Annotated in this window: 17 protein-coding genes; 8 read left to right on the top strand and 9 right to left on the bottom strand. The window is 54.6% G+C overall.

The window, feature by feature from the left end; translation table 11 throughout:
• Window positions 1-120: 120 nt before the first annotated feature.
• Window positions 121-1,416 carry an NCS2 family permease gene (locus I2123_RS12640; protein ID WP_112167804.1) on the bottom strand — a complete coding sequence of 432 codons (1,296 nt, stop codon included), beginning with the start codon at window positions 1,414-1,416 and terminating at the stop codon, window positions 121-123.
• Between the two features lie 310 nt (window positions 1,417-1,726).
• Here I2123_RS12640 and I2123_RS12635 point away from each other — a divergent pair, with 310 nt between their 5' ends.
• Window positions 1,727-2,632, top strand: a complete 906-nt coding sequence (locus tag I2123_RS12635; protein WP_112167805.1) for a LysR family transcriptional regulator — start codon at window positions 1,727-1,729, stop codon at window positions 2,630-2,632.
• A 9-nt stretch (window positions 2,633-2,641) separates the two neighbouring features.
• Here the strand turns inward: I2123_RS12635 and I2123_RS12630 are convergent, their stop codons facing one another.
• A complete protein-coding gene (locus tag I2123_RS12630; protein ID WP_112167806.1) occupies window positions 2,642-2,968 on the bottom strand; it encodes a YnfA family protein in 327 nt (108 codons plus the stop codon).
• A gap of 133 nt (window positions 2,969-3,101) precedes the next feature.
• On the opposite strand from I2123_RS12630, the gene I2123_RS12625 reads away from it, so the two are divergent.
• Both I2123_RS12625 and I2123_RS12620 read left to right on the top strand, forming a co-directional pair.
• Window positions 3,102-3,470 (top strand): DUF1283 family protein, encoded by a 369-nt coding sequence (locus I2123_RS12625; protein ID WP_213050603.1) that lies wholly within the window; start codon window positions 3,102-3,104, stop codon window positions 3,468-3,470.
• A gap of 46 nt (window positions 3,471-3,516) precedes the next feature.
• Entirely contained in the window at window positions 3,517-3,810 is a 294-nt protein-coding gene (locus tag I2123_RS12620) for a DUF1161 domain-containing protein (RefSeq protein ID WP_112167808.1), read from the top strand.
• Window positions 3,811-4,273: 463 nt separating this feature from the next.
• Here the strand turns inward: I2123_RS12620 and malI are convergent, their stop codons facing one another.
• Window positions 4,274-5,305: a Mal regulon transcriptional regulator MalI gene (gene malI / locus I2123_RS12615; RefSeq protein WP_213050602.1), complete on the bottom strand. Its 1,032-nt coding sequence runs from the start codon at window positions 5,303-5,305 to the stop codon at window positions 4,274-4,276.
• 255 nt (window positions 5,306-5,560) lie between these two features.
• On the opposite strand from malI, the gene malX reads away from it, so the two are divergent.
• The 3 genes from malX (at window position 5,561) to add (ending at window position 9,526) form a co-directional block, all read left to right on the top strand.
• On the top strand, window positions 5,561-7,174 hold the full coding sequence (malX, locus tag I2123_RS12610) for a maltose/glucose-specific PTS transporter subunit IIBC (RefSeq protein WP_213050601.1): 1,614 nt from the start codon (window positions 5,561-5,563) through the stop codon (window positions 7,172-7,174).
• Window positions 7,175-7,235: 61 nt separating this feature from the next.
• Window positions 7,236-8,420 carry a MalY/PatB family protein gene (locus tag I2123_RS12605; RefSeq protein WP_213050600.1) on the top strand — a complete coding sequence of 395 codons (1,185 nt, stop codon included), beginning with the start codon at window positions 7,236-7,238 and terminating at the stop codon, window positions 8,418-8,420.
• A 107-nt stretch (window positions 8,421-8,527) separates the two neighbouring features.
• Window positions 8,528-9,526 carry an adenosine deaminase gene (add, locus tag I2123_RS12600; RefSeq protein ID WP_120078292.1) on the top strand — a complete coding sequence of 333 codons (999 nt, stop codon included), beginning with the start codon at window positions 8,528-8,530 and terminating at the stop codon, window positions 9,524-9,526.
• A 63-nt stretch (window positions 9,527-9,589) separates the two neighbouring features.
• On the opposite strand, the gene I2123_RS12595 is transcribed toward add, so the two are convergent.
• The 6 genes from I2123_RS12595 to I2123_RS12570 all read right to left on the bottom strand — a co-directional run bounded on the left by I2123_RS12595 (window position 9,590) and on the right by I2123_RS12570 (window position 16,832).
• A complete protein-coding gene (locus I2123_RS12595) occupies window positions 9,590-10,600 on the bottom strand; it encodes a bile acid:sodium symporter family protein (protein WP_120078290.1) in 1,011 nt (336 codons plus the stop codon).
• A 49-nt stretch (window positions 10,601-10,649) separates the two neighbouring features.
• A complete protein-coding gene (locus I2123_RS12590; protein ID WP_213050599.1) occupies window positions 10,650-11,693 on the bottom strand; it encodes an oxidoreductase in 1,044 nt (347 codons plus the stop codon).
• 342 nt (window positions 11,694-12,035) lie between these two features.
• Window positions 12,036-12,959 (bottom strand): arabinose operon transcriptional regulator AraC, encoded by a 924-nt coding sequence (gene araC, locus I2123_RS12585; protein ID WP_120078288.1) that lies wholly within the window; start codon window positions 12,957-12,959, stop codon window positions 12,036-12,038.
• 164 nt (window positions 12,960-13,123) lie between these two features.
• Window positions 13,124-14,128 carry an L-arabinose ABC transporter permease AraH gene (araH, locus tag I2123_RS12580; protein WP_120078287.1) on the bottom strand — a complete coding sequence of 335 codons (1,005 nt, stop codon included), beginning with the start codon at window positions 14,126-14,128 and terminating at the stop codon, window positions 13,124-13,126.
• Between the two features lie 17 nt (window positions 14,129-14,145).
• On the bottom strand, window positions 14,146-15,729 hold the full coding sequence (gene araG / locus I2123_RS12575) for an L-arabinose ABC transporter ATP-binding protein AraG (protein WP_120078285.1): 1,584 nt from the start codon (window positions 15,727-15,729) through the stop codon (window positions 14,146-14,148).
• A gap of 116 nt (window positions 15,730-15,845) precedes the next feature.
• Entirely contained in the window at window positions 15,846-16,832 is a 987-nt protein-coding gene (locus tag I2123_RS12570; protein ID WP_120078283.1) for an arabinose ABC transporter substrate-binding protein, read from the bottom strand.
• 417 nt (window positions 16,833-17,249) lie between these two features.
• Here I2123_RS12570 and I2123_RS12565 point away from each other — a divergent pair, with 417 nt between their 5' ends.
• Together I2123_RS12565 and araA are read left to right on the top strand one after the other, a co-directional pair.
• Window positions 17,250-18,929, top strand: coding sequence for a ribulokinase (locus tag I2123_RS12565; protein WP_213050598.1), 1,680 nt, complete (start codon window positions 17,250-17,252; stop codon window positions 18,927-18,929).
• A gap of 42 nt (window positions 18,930-18,971) precedes the next feature.
• Window positions 18,972-20,477: an L-arabinose isomerase gene (gene araA / locus I2123_RS12560; protein ID WP_120078281.1), complete on the top strand. Its 1,506-nt coding sequence runs from the start codon at window positions 18,972-18,974 to the stop codon at window positions 20,475-20,477.
• Window positions 20,478-20,513 lie beyond the last annotated feature (36 nt).

The following is a 20,513-nucleotide window of genomic DNA, read 5'->3' as shown; positions in this document are numbered from 1 at the left end:
TCCTTAATGCAATGAAAAATAAAAAAGCAGCTTCGGCTGCTTTTTTTATTTCTCCGGTACGGCCATAAACAAAAAAGGCGCGGCAAACCTGCCCGCGCCCTTCCACTCACTGATTACGAATTACGCGCTCAGCCAGCCCAGTTTGATTACAAACAAAATCGACAGCACGATCAGCGCGGAATTCAGCTCACGCCAGCGGCCGCTCAGCAATTTGCACAGTGTCCAGGTGATGAAACCGAACGCGATGCCGTTAGCAATGGAATACGTGAATGGCATGGTCAGCGCAGTCACGGTGACCGGGGCGGCGACAGTGATGTCTTTCCAGTCAATCTCCGCCAGACCTGACGTCATCAATACCGCAATGAACAGCAGCGCTGGTGCAGTGGCGAAAGCCGGTACGCTACCGGCCAGCGGGGCGAAGAACAGGCTCAGCAGGAACAGAATGGCAACCACAATCGCCGTCAGCCCTGTACGTCCACCGGCGCTCACGCCCGCAGCTGATTCGATATAACTGGTCGTGGTTGACGTCCCGAGTAAAGAACCGAACAGCGCAGCGGCACTGTCAGCCACCAGCGCACGACCCATTTTCGGGATGTTGCCGTCTTCGTCCGACAGCCCTGCGCGTTTGGTGACACCAATCAGGGTACCGGAGTTATCAAACACATCCACAAACAGGAATGCGAAGATAACGCTTATCAGCGACACGTTGAATGCGCCTTTGATATCGAGCTGCATAAAGGTTGGTGCGATAGACGGCGGCATCGACATGATCCCACCAAATGCGGAATAACCCAGCGCGATAGCCAGTACGGTTACGGCCAATACGCCGATAAGCACGGCACCGGTGACTCTGCGCGCTTCAAGTACCACGATCAGAATAAAGCCCAGCATGGCGAACAGCGGACCCGGTTTGGTCAGATCGCCCAAACCTACCAGCGTGGCCGGATTTGCAATTACGATACCGGCGTTTTCCAGCGCAATAAGCGCCAGGAATAAACCGATACCCGCGGCAATCGCCGAGCGCAACGGCAGCGGGATACTGCGGATGATCCACTCACGGATTTTAAAGATAGATAACGCGAAGAAAATACAGGCGGAAAGGAACACCGCACCTAACGCGATCTGCCACGTATAACCCATGTGCAAAACGACGGTGTAGGTGAAAAAGGCGTTTAATCCCATGCCCGGCGCCAGCGCGATCGGGTAGTTTGCAATGAAGCCCATCAGTGCGGAACCGATTGCGGCAGCAAGACATGTCGCGACAAAAACGGAACCTTTATCCATACCCGTCGCGCCCAAAATAGACGGGTTAACGAACAGAATATATGCCATTGCTAAAAATGTAGTCAGTCCTGCCACAATCTCCGTGCGCACGTTAGTGCGGTGAGCTTTTAACTTAAATATTTTTTCTAACATGAGAAGAAATCTCTTGGTCGCGTGATCACTTTTCATCTGGCGATCAAATAGCGCACGCTTGTTATTAGTATTGTTTTTCAAAACACGCCCGCGCGCCCGCAGTGAGGGATGCCACAATTCGCCCCACTGCCTGTACTGATAGCGGAACACGAGCTAAAAACGTGTTTTGACGAACCCTGTCATTGCCACTTTGTACGTTAAACAACCTGAGGACATTGTTTTACAAAGGGGCATCGCACAATCTAGGAAAAATGAGTGATGCAGTCCATAATAGATATCTCACTTATTCACTGCATAAATTAGTACACCTATGTCACCCTTCTCCCGTTTTTCGCAATATTTTACGGAAGTTGCCCGAACAGGAAGTTTGCGCAAAGCGGCCGAAGTGCTGCACGTCTCGGCTTCGGCTATCAACCGGCAGATTTTGCAGGCGGAACAAACGCTGGAAACACCGCTGTTTGAGCGTCTACCGACCGGGCTGAAGCTGACCTCGGCGGGTGAAATTCTGTTCGATGACATTCGTCGCTGGCGAAAAGAATTTTCCCGTACCCGTGAAAGATTCGATGAGATCCAGGGATTACGCCGCGGACACGTCACCATCTCGATGATTGCCGCGCTCAGCGAAGGCATGGTGGCGGAGCTGATTGCCGAAGTGGGCAAAGAACATCCCTATCTCACATTTGATATCCGCATCGAAGACAGCCGCAATATCAGCGAGCAGGTCAGTTCGGCAGAAGTGGATTTCGGTTTGCTGCTCGATCCGGTCGAACACACCGGGCTGGAAGTGCGCGCCTTTGCGGAATTGCCGATTGGCATCGCGATGCCGGTCGGGCACGAGCTGTCGCGGCAGGTGTCGTTGTCATTCAGTGATATCGCGGCTTACCGGCAGATCATTCCGTCGGAACCGCTGATGGTCAACGCCCGCGCCAAACTGCTGTATAACCGTTATCAGTTGCTGGAAACGCCGTCGATCGTCTGCAATGACGTACGGATGATGCGTGAACTGATCCGTAAAGGCGCCGGTGTCGGCGTACTCAGCCTGCTGGATGTCTTACCTGATTTGCAAGAAAAGCGGCTGGCATTTGTCCCCTTGCAGGGCCGCACGGCGAAACCGCTGACGCTGGCATTGTGCGTCGCTCCGCGCCGTCAGTTGTCACGCGCAGCGCAGATAGTCATTCAGAAAGTGATCGTGATGATGGAACGTTTATCGCAATAATTTATCGCATTAAGCCGCTTTCCAGCCGGAAATGATGATAAGCATGCCGGCCAGTGCTACGCAGGCACCGATCCAGTCGGTAGTGCTGAGTTTTACGCCATCGACAAAGCGCAGCCACAACATGGCGGTCATCACATAAACCCCACCGTAAGCCGCATACACCCGCCCGCTGGCCGCCGGATGCAGCGTCAGCAGCCAGACAAACGCCGCCAGACTCAGCGCCGCAGGCAACAGCAGCAATGCGCTGCCCCCTTTGCGCAGCCAGAGATAAGGCAGAAAGCAGCCGATGATTTCCGCCAGCGCAGTCGCAAAGAACAGTAAAGACGTTTTGAGCATGATCATTTTCAGGTTTAGAGTCCGAGGTTCAATAAGAAATCAACCAGTTTCCTGTCAGAGGATGACGTCAATCAGCGGGATGTTATACTTGATATATTCGCCTGAGCGATGTGTAAATTATAAGGATGAGCTAATGAATACAACGTTTATGTCCCGACTGACCCGCAGCGTATTGCCGGTCGCCCTGCTGGTCATGACCGCAGCCTGGCAAGCGCCAGCAATGGCCGCCACCAACTGCGCGGGCGGGACCTGTGTTTTTGGCGGTAGCGGCAATGACGCCATGAGCAACGAAGAAGCACGCCAGAGCAAAGAGCAATGGAATGAAACCCAACGCCTGCGCGCATTGAAAAATCAGCGTGCAGAAAAAGATTATTCCAAGTACGACAACTCGGTTGATCTGCGTGATAAATGCAACGCCAGCCAGAACGTTAATGCGTATTGGGAAGAGAATACTGAGCGTTGCCTCGACCGCCGTACAGGCCGTCAGTTACTTGCGCCGTAATCTGCTAAACTCATTAATACTGTGATTTTCATAAAAGGAATGAATGATGAAAAAGACACTATTAGCCGGACTTGCCGTTGTGATGCTGGCTCCGCTCGTCGCCCAGGCTTCCTGTGATACTGTAAAAGCGGATATCACCCAGAAAATCGTCGCTAACGGTTTGCCGGAGTCAGGTTTCAAACTGGATATTGTGCCAAACGATCAGGCAGATCAGGCCGGTGGACAAGTCGTCGGGCATTGCGGTAATGATAGCCAGAAGATCATCTATACAAAGACCGCTGGCGCAGGGGATGAGAGCAATTCCAGCCCTAAAACCGGGACGAGTCAAGACAGTAATTAATTGTACAGATGCCGCTGTACGGGCGGCGTAAATCTGACCGAGAATATTTCGGTTTCTCACGTGCAGTGATCACTTAATTCACCCCGCCGAAACCGCCAAAGAGGGAGGAAAACGCCTCCCTCTTTGATCTCCCACGCTTTTCCAAACACGCGCTATCGCGAAAACGATGGGCGTGTTCTGTGACTCCCGCGTGTGGCGCAAAACCCTGCCATCCCATCATTATTAAAAAAGGCACTGAGCAGGTTTGCTTTGCTCCTCCCCTTGCGAAGGGGGAGGCCGGGAGGGGATATGGCTGGCAATAAACTTATTAAAGCACGCTTTAACTTATTGATTTGGAATCAATACCCCACCCCAACCCTCCCCTTCGCAGGGGAGGGAGCGGCCCGAGTACAGCTGTGGGTGGCAACCCACGACCTTGACCTTGAATTTAAAACAATCCCACTCATTCCCCGCCTGGCACCTGCTAAGCCGATTCCCTCTCCACCAACCCCGGTGCCACAATAATATTCTGCGCTTCCAGATTCTGCCCGCCAATCCTCATCATTAACCGTCGGGCAGCCGCATATCCAATTTCCCTCGCCGAATTCGCGATCGAGGTGAGCGGCGGTTCGGTCAGTGCGGATTCCGGCGCATCTTCCATGCCGATTAATGCGACTTTTTGTTGGAAGAAGTTGTCTACCGCGCCACCGCCGACCTGCGTGCCGGTGCGCATGACGCCGAAATAGGCACCCATCGCGACGGAGGCTTTATGGCACACGATGGCGCTGATTTTCGGGTAATGCGTTAACAACGCTTCTGCCGCATCGGCGGCACATTTCTGCGGGTAATCACACTCGATAATCCATTCGCTGCGAAACGGCAGGCCGTATTGCAAAAGCGTGGCACAGAAGCCGCCGAGACGTTCGGCGCGGGTTAATGAATTACTCAGCCCGCCGAGGTAGGCTATCTGCTTATGGCCGCGTTTGATCAGATATTCCGTGGCCATTTTTGCGGCCAGCATGTTATCCGGGCGCACGACGTCAACGCCTTCGATGCCGCCTGAACGCGCCGCACAAATCAGCGGGACGCCCTGCTCTTCGGCTTTTTCCTTCAGTCCGGCTATCGAATTCACCCCACCAGCGATCACAATGCCGTCAACACCGTGCGTCAGCAGCGTGTCGAAACAGCGTTCCAACCCTTTGCCCGTCGGGCCGCTTTGCAGCAGGAACAACACTTTACCCTGTGCTTCAAACATCTCACTCAGACCGGCGGTCATTTCGGCATAAAAGGGTTCGCAGATATCGCGAACAATCAGCCCGACCACGCCGGACTCGCCGCCGCGCAGCGTACTCGCCTGACGGTTGCGCACAAAACCCAGCTCATCCACGGCACGGTTAACCCGCTCAGACGTGGTTTGTGAAATACGGCCTTTGCCGCTCAGCACCAGGGACACCGTGGTGACGGAAACCCCCGCGTGCTGTGCAACGTCAATAATCGTTATTTTTTTATGGCTCATCGGACGTTATCGTTCATTTCAAACTCCGTTTAACGGGTTGCTTCCCGCCCGCTTTATTCCAGATTGCAAATAATAAGCGTGGTCAAATAGTTATACCGAATTTGGACATTTTAGTAAAACGTTAAACCTGATTAAAACCCCTTGAAACTGGCGATGTTTAAATATTGTGATATGTGGCACGTATTATTTAGGTAAAACGTTTTATCTTAGCCGCCGTCAACACACAGCCAACACTACATCTTTCAGGGAGCAGTTATGCCTGCCAATAAAAAACAAAAAGTCACACTTTGGGAATTCTTCCAAAGCCTGGGTAAAACCTTCATGCTGCCCGTCGCCCTGTTGTCGTTTTGCGGCATCATGTTGGGTATCGGCAGTTCGTTAAGCAGCCACGACGTGATTACGCTGTTGCCTGCATTGGGCAATCCTGTCCTCCAGCTGATTTTCGTCTGGATGAGCAAAGTCGGTTCGTTCGCGTTCAGCTTCCTGCCGGTGATGTTCGCCATCGCAATCCCGCTGGGTATGGCGCGTGAAAACAAAGGCGTTGCAGCGTTTTCCGGCTTTGTCGGTTTTGCGGTACTGAATCTGGCGATTAACTTCTATCTGACCGCCAACGGCACCCTGCCGACAGTGGACCCGCTGGTTCTCAAAGCCAACAACATCCAGATGATCCTCGGCATTCAGTCCATCGACACCGGTATTCTGGGCGCGGTGATCGTCGGTATCATCGTCTACATTCTGCATGAGCGCTACAACACCATCCGTCTGCCGGATGCGCTGGCATTCTTCGGCGGCACACGCTTCGTGCCGATCGTTACCACCGTGGTACTCGGTTTAGTCGGCTTGCTGATCCCACTGATCTGGCCGTTCTTCGCGGCAGGCATCAACGGTCTGGGCCGTATGATCCAGGGTGCGGGTGTCTTCGGGCCGATGATTTTCGGTTCCGGTGAACGACTGCTGCTGCCTTTTGGCCTGCATCACATTCTGGTAGCGCTGATTCGCTTCACCGAAGCCGGCGGAACGATGGATGTCTGTGGCCGTGAAGTGAGCGGCGCGCTGACCATCTTCCAGGCGCAACTTTCCTGCTCGACCACCCACGGCTTCTCTGAAAGTGCCACGCAGTTCTTGTCTCAGGGTAAAATGCCTGCCTTCCTCGGCGGCTTGCCGGGTGCGGCTCTGGCGATGTACCACTGCGCGAAACCTGAAAACCGTCATAAAATTAAAGGCCTGCTGATTTCCGGCGTCGTGGCCTGTGTCGTCGGCGGAACCACGGAACCTATCGAATTCCTGTTCCTGTTCGTCGCACCGGTTCTGTATGTCATCCATGCCATTCTGACCGGTCTGGGCTTCACCATTATGTCGGTACTTGGCGTCACCATCGGCAATACCGACGGTAACATCATCGATTTCGTGGTGTTCGGTATCCTTCACGGTACGGCGACCAAATGGTATCTGGTTCCGGTTGTGGCGGCGATTTGGTTCGTGGCGTACTACGCTATCTTCCGCTTCTCTATTATGCGCTTTAACATTAAAACGCCTGGACGGGAATCTGACACGATGCCCAACGCCGCGCCGGTGCCTTCTTCCAGCAAATCCGGTTATAACGTACCCGTCATTCTGAGCGCGCTGGGCGGTGCCGGGAATATCGTTTCTCTGGATAACTGTATCACCCGTCTGCGTCTGTCCGTTGCAGATATGACGCTGGTCGATGATGCCACTCTGAAAGCTAACCGTGCGATTGGCGTGGTTCATCTCAACGACCACAATCTGCAAGTCGTGATCGGGCCGCAGGTACAATCGGTGAAAGATGAGCTGGATTACCTGATCCGTGAAGCGGCCAGCCAGACCGCGCCGGAACCAGTGACGGCGTAAACACTGAACCGCAGGGCGACTTTGTGTCGCCCTTTTCTGCTTTCTTCAGGGAGTGAAAAAAATGTCCTCAGCTACTTTTGATTTCTCCACCGTCGTGGACCGCCACGGCAGCTGGTGTACGCAGTGGGATTACGTCGCCGACCGTTTTGGCAGCGCAGACTTACTGCCATTTACCATTTCCGACATGGATTTTGCCGCTGCGCCCTGCATCCTCGACGCGCTGCACAAGCGTTTGCAACACGGTGTGCTCGGCTACAGCCGCTGGCATCATGATGATTTCCTCGGCGCTATCGCCCACTGGTATCAACAGCGTTTTGACAGCAAGATTGATCGTGACATGGTGGTTTACGGCCCTTCGGTGATTTACATGGTGGCGCAACTGATCCGCCAGTGGAGTCAGCCGGGCGACGGTGTTGTCACGTTTACCCCCGCCTACGACGCTTTTTTCAAAGTGGTCGAAGGTAATCATCGCCAGATGCTTAACAGCCCGCTGATTAAAAATGGCAATCACTGGGCGCTGGATGCAAAACAGCTGGAAAGCCTGCTGGCGCAGCCGGGCTGCTCTCTGCTGCTGATGTGCAGCCCGCACAATCCAACCGGCAAAGTCTGGACGCGTGAAGAACTGACGCTGATCGCACAACTGTGCAAACGTCATAATGTGCGGGTGATAAGCGATGAAATCCACATGGATATGGTCTGGGGCGATAACCACCATACACCGTGGAATGAAGTGGCGCGCGGCGAATGGGCACTGCTGACCTCCGGCTCAAAAAGCTTCAATATTCCTGCGCTGACCGGCGCTTATGGGCTTATCAGCCACAAAGCGCAGCGCGATGCGTATCTTCATCAGCTCAAAGCCTGCGACGGCTTATCTTCTCCGGCGGTGCTGGCTATCCACGCCCATGTGGCGGCCTATCAGGCGGGTGAGCCGTGGCTGGACGCATTGCGCGATTATTTGCAGGGCAATCTGCGTTACGTCGCGGTCGAGCTTAATGCCGCTTTCCCGCAGCTGAACTGGCAGCCCCCGCAGTCAACCTACCTGGCGTGGATCGATCTGCGCCCGCTGGGTATCGACGACAAACAGCTGCAAAAAGAGCTGATCGAACAGCAAAAAGTGGCGATTATGCCGGGATATACGTACGGCGCTGAAGGCGAAGGCTTCCTGCGCCTCAACGTCGGTTGCCCGCGTTCGAAAGTCGAGTCCGGCGTTCAGGCGCTGATTCGGGCGATAAAGGCAGTAAAATAAACCCCGCTTTGCTCCTTCCTTGCGCAAAGGAAGGAGCTCCCTCTATCGTTGCGCAACAAAAGCCAGCTATAATACCCCGCACATTTCAATAATAATGAGTGCACCCCATGATCGATACCCGCCTTCCCCTGACTGATATCCACCGCCACCTTGATGGCAACATTCGCGCTCAAACCATTCTCGATTTAGGCCGCCAGTTCAACCTGACCCTGCCTGCCAATGAAATTGAAGCCCTGCGCCCGCACGTTCAGGTCATGCACGCTGAACCGGATCTGGTGAGCTTCCTGCAAAAACTGGACTGGGGCGTGAAAGTGCTGGGCGATATCGATGCCTGCCGTCGCGTGGCGAAAGAGAACGTCGAAGACGCCGCGAAAGCCGGTCTGCACTATACCGAGCTGCGTTTCTCGCCATACTACATGGCAATGAACCACAAACTGCCGGTTGCAGGCGTGGTTGAAGCGGTGATTGAAGGGATCCGCGAAGGCCAGAAAAATCACGATATCGATGTGCGTCTTATCGGCATTCTGAGCCGTACTTTTGGCGAAGACGCCTGTGTGCAGGAGCTGGAAGGTTTACTGGCGCACCGCGACGGCATTACCGCACTGGATCTGGCCGGTGACGAACTCGGTTTCCCTGGCAGCCTGTTCCTCAGCCACTTTAACCGTGCGCGCGACGCCGGCTGGCGTATCACCGTTCACGCGGGCGAAGCGGCAGGTCCGGAAAGCATCTGGCAGGCCATTCGCGAGCTGGGCGCAGAACGTATCGGCCACGGCGTGAAAGCCGCGCAGGATCCTGAGCTGATGGATTTCCTGGCGAAGCATCAGATTGGTATCGAATCCTGCCTGACCTCCAACATTCAGACCAGCACCGTCGCGTCATTCGAGCAGCATCCGCTGGCAGTGTTCCTGCGCCACGGCGTTCTGGCCTCGATCAATACCGATGACCCGGCGGTTCAGGGCATTGAGATCGCCAACGAATACAACGTGGCTGCACCCGCCGCTGGCCTGACCCAAAACGAAATCCGCAAAGCACAGGAAAATGGCTTGACCATGGCCTTCCTGACCGAAGCTGAAAAACAGGCGATCCGCGACAAAGTGACCGCTTAACGGTTTATGACGCAATAAAAAAGGGCGAGATGTATTCTCGCCCTTTTCTTTTCTGACAGCGGGTTACGCTGACTTCACTTCTTCTTTCTTCACCTGCAACGCTGCTTCTTCCCGCGCCACACGCTTAGCGTAACGCGACGCCAGCACCGCACAGACCATCAGCTGTATCTGGTGGAAAATCATCAGCGGTAACACCATCGCGCCGACGGCAGCCGCCGGGAACAGAACGTTCGCCATCGGGATCCCGTTCGCCAGACTTTTCTTCGAACCGCAGAAGACAATGGTGATTTCATCTTTGGTGTTGAAACCAAACAGCCGCGCCACAAAAGTATTGATGATAAGCACGATGGTCAGCAGCACAATCGAACAGCCCAGCACCGCCAGAAGCTGCCAGCCGTCGATCTGGTGCCAGATGCCTTCCACTACTGCGGCGCTGAACGCCACATATACCACCAGCAGAATCGAAGAACGGTCAGTGACGTTGACGATTTTCTTGTGGCGCTGCACCCAGCCGCCGATCAGCGGACGACACAGATGCCCGATGATAAACGGCACCATCAGTTGCAGAACGATGGAGCCGATAGCGTGCAGCGTGTCAGTGGTGCCACCCTGCGTGTGCATCAGCAGGCCGACCAGCACCGGCGAAAGGAAAACGCCGAGGATGCTGGAGGCCGACGCACTGCAAATCGCCGCCGGAATATTGCCGCCCGCAACTGACGTATAGGCGATTGCCGACTGCACGGTGGCAGGCAGCGCACAAAGATACAGAAAGCCGTAGTACAGCGTCGGCGTCAGGATCCCAACCGGCACCAGCCATTTCATGCCCAGCCCCAGCAGCGGGAACAGCGCGAACGTGCTGAGAAAGACCACCACGTGCAAACGCCAGTGGCTGATCCCCGCCATAATCGCTTCACGCGACAGCTTCGCGCCGTGCATAAAGAACAGCAGCGCGATAGCAAAGGTGGTCAGATGCTCGAAGACCGTCTTGTAAATCCCTTCACAGGGAAAGAACGACGCAAGCACCACCACGCAGACCAGAATCAGCAAAAACTTATCAATCTTTAACCAGGACATGAACCTTCCTTGCCATATAAACAGGTAGTGTAAAAAGTCGCGCGGCGACTTATTTTTTGACGTCAAGCGTCGCGCGCTGTTCTGAAGACTGCATACCCAGCTCGATCATTTCCATCACGCGGATAGCATCGGCCGCCGGAACCGGGTTATCGCCCTGTCCGTTAATCGCATCGCGCACTCCGGCATAATAAGCAGGATAGTTTCCCGGCAGCGTCAGCAGCGTTTTTTCTGCCAGCACGCCGTCGTGGCTGAGCGTCACGACACCATCACGCATGTCGTAACCCCAGTCGGCCTGCGGCAAACGTTCACCGGCTTTCAGGCGATCTTCCTGCGGGTCCAGCCCGAATTTCACGTAGCTGCCCTTTTCGCCCTGCACGATAAACCGCGCCGTCTCCGCCACGGCATACACGGTGCTGTGCAGCACGACGCGACGGCGCGGATAGGTCAGCACGGCATTGAAGTAATCCACCGCTTTGCCGCCGGGGCGCAACACCGCGAGATCGGCCTGCAAGGTGTCCGGCGTACCGAAGAGCTGCAACGCCTGATCAAGCAGATGCGACCCTAAGTCGTACCAGATACCGCTGCCCTGCGCCGCGCTCTCACGCCAGCGTTCCAGCACCTGCGGTTTGTAGCGATCGTAATGGGATTCGAAATAGACGATATCGCCCAGCGACCCTTCGTTGATCAGCGTTTTAACGGTCAGGAAATCGGAGTCCCAGCGGCGGTTGTGGAACACCGAAAGAACTTTGCCTTTCGCCTGAGCCAGCGCGTCCAGTTCGCGGGCTTCTTCCAGCGTCACGGTGAAAGGTTTATCAACGATGACGTGTTTACCTGCTTCCAGCGCCAGTTTAGCCAGCGGGAAATGGGTGGTGTTAGGTGTAGGAATGACAACCAAATCGATGGAAGGATCGGCAAATATTTTCTCAGGCGAATCGACAACAGTGACGTTCGGCCAGTCCGCATGAACTTTACCGGCATCGCTGCTGGACACTGCCGCCAGCTCGAGTCCCGGCGTACCGTCTATCAAAGGTGAATGGAAGGTTTTACTGGCAAAGCCATAACCGATGAGGCCAACTCGGAGGGATTGGGTCATGATGATTTCCTGTGATTTTAACGGTCTTGCCCGTTAGGACGCTATTGGTTTGATTTGACACTAGCTGAGGGAGTGGGACAAGGGAAAAAATCGAATTATATTTTTGCAGATGCCGCTGGAACGATGGACATGTTCTGTCACCTCCGCGTGTGGCGCAAAACCCTGCCGATTCGTTCAGCTGAATTTTTGATCGCACCATCTCGCCTTTTTTAAAATGATCCTGAGCCGGGGAAGTTGTGACCTAAAAAGCCTGTGGCCGCGTTCAAAAATCACGCCGAGGAAGAGGTGGAAAACCGCCCTCGCAAGCGGTCTCCTGCAAAAAAACTTCATGCTTAACAGAGCCTAAAAATGGTATGCAATCGCATTATCCGCCGGCGCTTTATACGGTTTAGCAGGATAATTAATCTCCACGCTGCGGCGACGAAAATCACTCGGGCTCACTCCAACCCGCTTGCGGAATACCCGCGAGAAATACAGCTGATCGTCATAGCCGACGACACGGCCAATGGTCGCAATCGATTCCTGCGTGGTTTGTAATAACAGTTTGGCGCGGATGACGCGCTGATCTTCACGCCAGCGGAGAATATTGATCCCAACCTGTTCCCGGAATAAATGCGCCAGACGCGAGGGCGACAGGCAGACGTGGCGGGCAACCTCATCAATACGCAACTCCCCGGCGAGATTGCCGGTAATGAACTGACAGGCTTCGATGACGCGCGGATCCATGATTTTTTGCGGGCTCTGCGGGTCTTCTTCCATGGCGCGCAGCAACAGACGCTCCAGCAGGTTCATCCCTAATTCTTCGCAGAAACGACGGCCTGACTTTTGCGTTTGCTCGATGTTGGCAAACAGACGGTCGAATTCCAACAGCAGCGTATTATTGGGTAGCGAAAGACGCCCCACGTCGCGGGTTTTCGTATGCCATTCCAGCCAGTCGGCCCAATAGGCGCGCGGGCGGAAATACACCCACCGGTGATACCAGCAATCGCTGTTTGCCGAACGGCTGTAAAGATGACGTGCTTTAGGCGGGAACAGTAACAGGTCGCCGGGATTGCAGTAAAACGTATCCTCGCCGTCAAACACTTTGCCCTGACCTTTCACCGTCAGGTTGAGGATAAACCCTTTCATGCCACCCGGACGATCAATGGCGAAATCCAGCGGTCCGTCAGCAAGGATCGGTGTCATTCCGGCGACCAGATAGGCATTGAAACTGTAACCCGGTAACAGCGGATTTTGCTGTTGATCCTGAATCATGCGGTGGTACATCGAACCTCCTGAAACATCACGTGGCTATGGACTTTTCACTATTCTAACCCTCAGTGAAAACGTTGCCAGCAAACGTTACAAAATTGTGAACAACCACGCGCTTTTACGGCATCTAACCTGTCAAAGCGTTAAATGCCGTGTGAAAGCGTTATCACCAAACAGGGTCAAACCGTCTTTTTAGCTTTCTGTTTGTACCGGTCGAAGATAACCGCCGCCAGCAGGATCAAGCCACGCACCACGTATTGGGAGAACGGAGAAATGTTCAGCAGGTTCATGGCATTTTCAACTGTACCCAAAATCAGGATGCCGGAAACCACGTAGGAAATTTTGCCGATACCGCCCTTCAGTGACACGCCGCCCAGCACGCAGGCGGAAATGACAATCAGCTCAAAGCCCAGCGACGTCATCGGCTGGCCGCTGGTCATGCGCGATGCAAGGATGATCCCCGCCGCCGCCGACACCAGCCCGGACAGCATAAAGATGATGATTTTGGTACGCACCACCGGCACACCGGCCAGACGCGCCGCATCTTCGTTACCGCCGATCGCCAGCGTGTTGCGCCCGAAAGTGGTTTTATTGAGCAGCAGCCCGAAAATGATCAGGCAGCCGACCGTCAGCCAGATCGGCGCAGGCAGGCCGAACCAGTTAGCATAGCCGAGGGCGAAGAAACGCTCGTCCTCGATGCCCACCGCTTTACCGTCGGAAATGATGTACGCCAGACCGCGCACAATCTGCATGGTGGCCAGGGTGGTGATCAGCGCATTGATTTTCAGACGGGCAATCACGAAACCGTTGAGTAAACCGGTCAACATCCCCAACACCAAACCGGCACCCACGCCAATCCACAGGCTTTCGGTCATGTTAATGACCACCGCCGTGGTGACGCCCGCGCAGGCAATGACTGAGGCGACGGACAAGTCAAAATCACCGGATGCCAGACAGAAAAGCATCCCGCAGGCGACCATCCCGGACATTGAAATTGCCAGCCCCAGACCTTTCATGTTGATGAAAGAACTGAAGTTTGGCACGAAAATACTGCAGGCAATAAACAGCACGGCGAATACCACTAACATGCCGTAACTGTCCCAGATACGCATCAGCCCCTGTCCGCCGCGCGAAGCTGCTGAAGGTTGATCCGGTTTGGCGGAATTGGTTGTCATACTGGACATAATATTGTGCTCCTCAGTCAGGCAGCGTCAGGGGCAGAAGTCAGGTCCGGAGTTCGCAACATCGCGAGCCCCAGCGCTTTTTCTTCGGTGGCTTCATCATGGGACAGTTCGCCGGAGACAGCGCCTTCGCGCATCACGACAATTCTGTCCGCCAGACCCAGCACTTCCGGTAAATCACTGGACGCAAACAGCACCGCAATGCCTTGTTTTGCCAGAGAGTAAATCACGTTGTAGATTTCATGCTTGGCGCCAACGTCGATCCCGCGCGTCGGTTCATCGAGCAAAATGACTTTCATGTCTTCCGACAACCAGCGGCCAAGAATGGCTTTTTGCTGATTACCGCCGGAGAGATTCATGATCAGTTGCTGATCGCTGGGTGTTTTGATGTTCAGCGCCTCAATGTGCTTGCGCGCATTTTTGGCTTCCCACGGGTTATTGATCAGGCACCCGGCAAATACCGATTTACGGCGGGCGCTGATATTGATGTTATCGCGAACCGAGTGCACAGGAATGATGCCGTCAGCCTTGCGGTCTTCCGGGCAAAGCATGATGCCCTGCCGGATAGCATCCGCCGGTTTGCGGATGTTCATCACAGTGCCGTCGAGTCTGAGCGTGCCGCCGGTAATGCGCGTGCCGCCAAATAATCCTTTCATCAGCTCGCTGCGCCCTGCACCCACCAGCCCGAACAGACCGACGATTTCCCCCTGACGCACCGTCAGGCTGATTGGCGTTCTCACGCCCGGTGCTTTCACGTTTTCCAGCGACAAGCGGACGTCACCGTGCGGACGCGGCGAATAACCGTAAATATCATCCAGATTACGGCCCACCATTGCCTGCACCAGTTTGCTGTTATCCACCTGGGTCATATCGTCAAACGTGCGCACATAACGGCCATCTTTGAATACCGTGACAGCGTCACTTAATGCGAAAATTTCTTCCATGCGGTGCGAGACATATAAAATCACCCGCCCTTCAGCGCGCAGCTCACGGATAACCCGGAACAGCTGCTCGATTTCACGGGCAGACAGCGAGCTGGTCGGTTCGTCAAAGGCAATGATTTTGGCATTGCGCGCCAGCGCTTTGGCGATTTCCACCATCTGCCACTGGCCGATGGAGAGGTATTTAAGCGGCGTATCCGGGTTGATATCAAGACCCAGATGCTCAAGCTGAATTTGGGCCTCATAGCGCAGGAGTTTACGGTTCACAAAACCGTGTTTGCTCGGCAGTTGTCCCAGATAGATGTTTTCTGCCACCGTCATTTCCGGCACCAGATGCAATTCCTGATAGATGATCGCCACGCCCGCATCGAGTGCGTCGGTCGTTTTAGTGAAACTAACCGGCTGGCCTTTTATATGGATAACGCCCTGCGAGGGCTGATAGTTTCCGCTGAGGATCTTTAACAGCGTAGATTTTCCCGCGCCATTTTCGCCCATCAGTGCATGGATTTGCCCGGCATAACAATTGAACGAAATCCCGTCGAGCGCCTTCACGCCGGGGAAAACTTTGCCAATGTCATGGAATTCCAGATACGGCATGGCCGCATCAAACTCCGTCAGCGACGGTTTCAGCAAAGGCGTCTTGTTTAAAGATTGCTGAGTCATAGTGGCTACCTGGAAGATAAGTGAAAGGGGTCAGACTCGCTGCTGCACCACAGAAAACAGTCGAATGTCTTAACTGTCGTCCGTGGTGCAGCAACTCAATTCAGATCAGGCAAAAATCACATTAAGCCTTTCTTCTTGAGCTCTTCTTTGAAGTTGTCGCGGGTGATCAGCACCACGTCAGTCACTTCGGTGAATTTTGGTGGTTCAACGCCTTTGGTAACCCATTCATTCAGCATCTGGATACTTTTATAACCGTGGATATCCGGGCTGGGTAACAGGGAACCGTAGAAACCGGTTTGCGCGCTTTTTGACAGCTCATTCACCGCATCCACACCGTTGATGCCAATGCCGATCACGTTAGCCGCTTTAAAGCCCTGACCTTCCGTTGCACGCACGCCACCGAGCACGGTGTTATCGTTCATGCCGATGATCAGCCAGTTTTTCACTTCAGGATGTTGCACTAACAGCGAGTTACCGGCATCGAGTGCGCCAGGAATATCGTTAGATTTAGTCGGCACTTTGTAGATTTGTTTTTCCGGGAAACCGGCGGCTTTCAGCGCGTCCATTGAACCGGAAGTGCGGCGACGTGCGGTATCCAGCTCATCGGCGGTGATGGCCATCACGCCGGTTTCAGCCGGTTTCCAGCCGCGTTTTTGCATTTCTTTGTACAGTTCCTGCCCCTGACGTTCGCCGATTTTAGTCGCCGCCATCATCACTAACGGCACTTCTTCCATCGGTTTGCCTTTGGCATTCACAAACTGATCATCAACCTGAATGACTTTCATGTCATAGCTGCGGGCTTTGGCCATGATGGCCGGCCCCAGACGTGGGTCCGGCGTACAGATAACAAAACCTTTCGCACCGTTAGCCGCCAGGCTGTCGATCGCGTTCAATGTTTTTTCGCCATCCGGCACGGCGATTTTAATCACCTCGAAGTTCATGTCCTTACCGGCTTTGTCCGCGAACCGCCATTCAGTCTGGAACCAAGGCTCCTCTGGTTGCTTAACCAGGAAGCCCAGCTTAGGGTTCTCAGCTGCCATAGCTGAATGTGACATAACGGCAGCTAATCCTACCGCCGCTAACGCCTTAGTGAATTTATGCATGATGTTCTCCGACCTTTTATTGTTGTTTCTCGTGATTCCGGCTTTAAACCTGATGATTTGCCGTTCGCGTGAAAACGTTATCAGTAGCGTAAAGAGACAAAGTGAGAGTGCGGCGGTGCCCTGTATACAGACGATCCACGCCACCACCTCTTGTAAGACGCGTTAAGTTTTAGCCGTAAATTAGTCACGGAAGATAGAGCGCTATCACACGCCGGGAAAACAGCAGGTTTGTGCATACATATAGCGAATTTAGCCAAGCATTAACTTTTGACCAACCTCACAGAAACATCATGAGGAGCAGATTTGTGCATACTTCCAGCTAACGCCTCCTCACTCCTGCTTTTACATCCTCCTACTGTTAGAGCAATTCGATTCGCCGCCGTAATGACTACGGCACACCTGAAGGAGTAATAAAGAATGACGCAAGGTGCGATTGCTCTTGGTCTGGATTTTGGCAGCGATTCTGTCCGTGCACTGGCCGTGGATTGTCAGACCGGTGCTGAGATGGAAACTGACGTGGTGTATTACCCGCGCTGGAATGAAGGCCGCTATTGTGACGCGGCTATTAACCAGTTCCGTCATCATCCGCGCGACTATATAGAAGCGATGGAACAGGCGATTAAAAACGTTGTGGCTCGCCTCGGGCCTGAACGCAGCCAGCGCGTGGTGGGGATCGGTGTAGATTCCACCGGTTCAACGCCTGCGCCGGTGGATAAGGACGGCAACGTTCTGGCACTCCTGCCGCAGTTCGCCGAAAACCCGAACGCGATGTTTGTGTTGTGGAAAGACCACACGTCGATAGAAGAAGCCGAAGAGATCAACCGCCTGTGCCGCAGCGGCGATTTTCCCGACTACTCCCGCTATATCGGCGGCGTCTACTCTTCCGAATGGTTCTGGGCAAAAATCCTGCACGTTTCCCGCGAAGACAGTTCTGTGCGTGACGCAGCAGCTTCCTGGGTGGAGCTGTGCGACTGGGTGCCCGCCCTGCTTTCCGGCACCACCGCGCCGGATAAAGTCGTACGTGGCCGTTGCAGCGCAGGACACAAAATGCTCTGGCATCCGTCATGGGGCGGCCTGCCACCGAAAGCGTTCTTCGCGGCGCTCGATCCGCTACTGGTCGAAAATCTGCCCTATCCGTTATTTACCGAAACCGTTACCGCCGAGCAGGCTGTCGGCACCCTGACCGCTGACTGGGCTGAGCGTCTCGGCTTACCGGCCAGCGTCGTACTGTCCGGCGGCGCGTTCGATTGCCACATGGGCGCAGTCGGTGCCGGTGCGCAGCCTTATACGTTGGTTAAAGTCATCGGTACATCGACCTGCGATATTCTTATCGCCGATAAAGAGCGCGTGAACGACCGCGCAATTGCGGGCATTTGTGGACAAGTGGAAGGCAGCGTGGTGCCGGACATGATCGGGATGGAAGCCGGACAATCAGCCTTTGGCGACATGTACGCCTGGTTCAGTCGCCTGCTCAGCTGGCCGCTGGTACAGGCCGCGAAAGCACATCCTGAACTGCAACCCCAACTGACTGCTTTGCAAAAAAATCTGCTGCCGGAACTGACCGCTGCGTGGGCCGCCAATCCGAAACTGGATCACCTGCCGCTGGTGCTCGACTGGTTCAATGGACGTCGTACACCTTTCGCCAATCAGCGCCTGAAAGGGGTGATCACTGACATCAATCTGGGTACCGAAGCACCGGAGCTGTTCGGAGGCTTTATCGCCGCGACGGCATTCGGCGCACGCGCCATCATGGAGTGCTTCGAGCAGCAGGATATCCCGGTGGAAAACGTTCTCACACTCGGCGGTATTGCACGTAAATCGCCGGTCATCATGCAGGTGTGCGCCGACGCCATGAACCGCCCGCTGCAAATCGTTGCTTCCGATCAATGCTGCGCGCTGGGTGCGGCCATCTTTGCCGCCGTTGCCGCCGGTGAATTCACAGACGTACCGGCTGCCCAGGAAAAAATGGCCTGCAGCATTGAGCGCACGTTGCTGCCGGACCCGCAGCGCGTCGAGCAATACCAGCGTCTGTACGAACGTTATCAAGCCTGGTGTGCCACCACTGAACCGCTGTTTGCAGCGAAAACGGCGCATTAATCCCTCTTTCTCTATCCCGACAATGACATTCAGGAGTAACAAATGGACGCGTTTAAACATCTCGAAGTGTGGTTCGCTATTGGCAGTCAGCATCTTTACGGGCCGGAAACGTTACGTCAGGTAAAAGAAAATGCCGAAAAGGTCGTGAATGGCCTGAACTCGGAAGCCGGACTGCCGATCAAGCTGGTGCTAAAACCGCTGGTCACCACCCCGGATGAAATCACCGCGCTGTGCCGCGAAGCCAACTATCACAATCCGTGCGTGGGCATCATCACCTGGCTGCATACTTTCTCCCCGGCAAAAATGTGGATTGCTGGCCTGAGCATCCTGCATAAACCACTGTTGCAGTTCCATACACAGTTCAACGCCGAAGTGCCGTGGGAAACCATGGACATGGACTTTATGAACCTGAACCAGACCGCCCACGGTGGCCGTGAGTTTGGTTTCATTGGCGCACGTATGCGTCAGCAGCATTCCGTGGTCGCCGGTCACTGGCAGGATGGCGAATCCCATCGCCGCATCGCGCAGTGGATGCGGGTATCTGCGGCGAAAAATGAAAGTCAGCATCTGAAAGTAGCGCGTTTTGGCGATAACATGCGTGAAGTGGCGGTCACCGAAGGTGATAAAGTCGCGGCGCAGATCCAGTTCGGGTACACCGTCAGCGCGTACGGTATCGGCGATCTGGTCAGCGTGATCAACGAAGTCAGCAAAGGCGACATCGATACGCTGGTGGAAGAGTACGAAGCGACTTACCGTCTGACGGACACCGTGAAGCTCAACGGCGAACGTCGTGAAAACCTGTTAGATGCGGCGAAGATCGAACTGGGCATGACCCGTTTCCTCGAACAAGGCAAATTTGGTGCTTTTACCACCAACTTCGAAGACCTGCACGGCATGAAGCAGTTGCCGGGGCTGGCGGTACAGCGTCTGATGCAAAAAGGCTACGGCTTTGGCGGCGAAGGCGACTGGAAAACCTCCGCTCTGCTGCGCATCATGAAAGTGATGGCCAGCGGCCTGAAAGGCGGCACGTCGTTCATGGAGGATTACACTTACAACTTTAAGCCGGGCAACGATCTGGTGGTCGGTTCGCACATGCTGGAAGTGTGTCCGTCGATTGCCAAAGAAGAAAAACCTTTGCTGGATGCTCAGTATCTCGGCATAGGCGGCAAAGCAGATCCGGCGCGTCTGATCTTCTCTACCCCGGCAGGCCCTGCGGTTAACGCCAGCGTCATCGACATGGGCGACCGTTTCCGCCTGCTGGTGAATCTGGTGGATACCGTCGAACAACCGCACCCGCTGCCAAAACTGCCTGTCGCCCGCGCTATTTGGAAAGCCCAGCCCTCTCTGGCGACCGCAGCAGAAGCCTGGATCCTCGGCGGCGGCGCGCACCATACGGTGTTCTCGCAGGCATTGGATATCGACGCACTGCGGTTATATGCAGAGGTGACGGGGATTGAATTGCTGGTGATTGATAACGATACGACGCTGGCGGACTTTAAGAATCAGATCCGGTGGAATGAAGTCTACTATAAGCTTTGCGCTCGGTGACGCAGGAGGCCGCTGCAATGGCGGCCTTTATAAATG

Source organism: Rahnella inusitata (genome assembly GCF_018288855.1).
Taxonomy (GTDB): domain Bacteria; phylum Pseudomonadota; class Gammaproteobacteria; order Enterobacterales; family Enterobacteriaceae; genus Rahnella; species Rahnella inusitata.
This window is presented reverse-complemented; position numbering and strand designations above follow the sequence as displayed.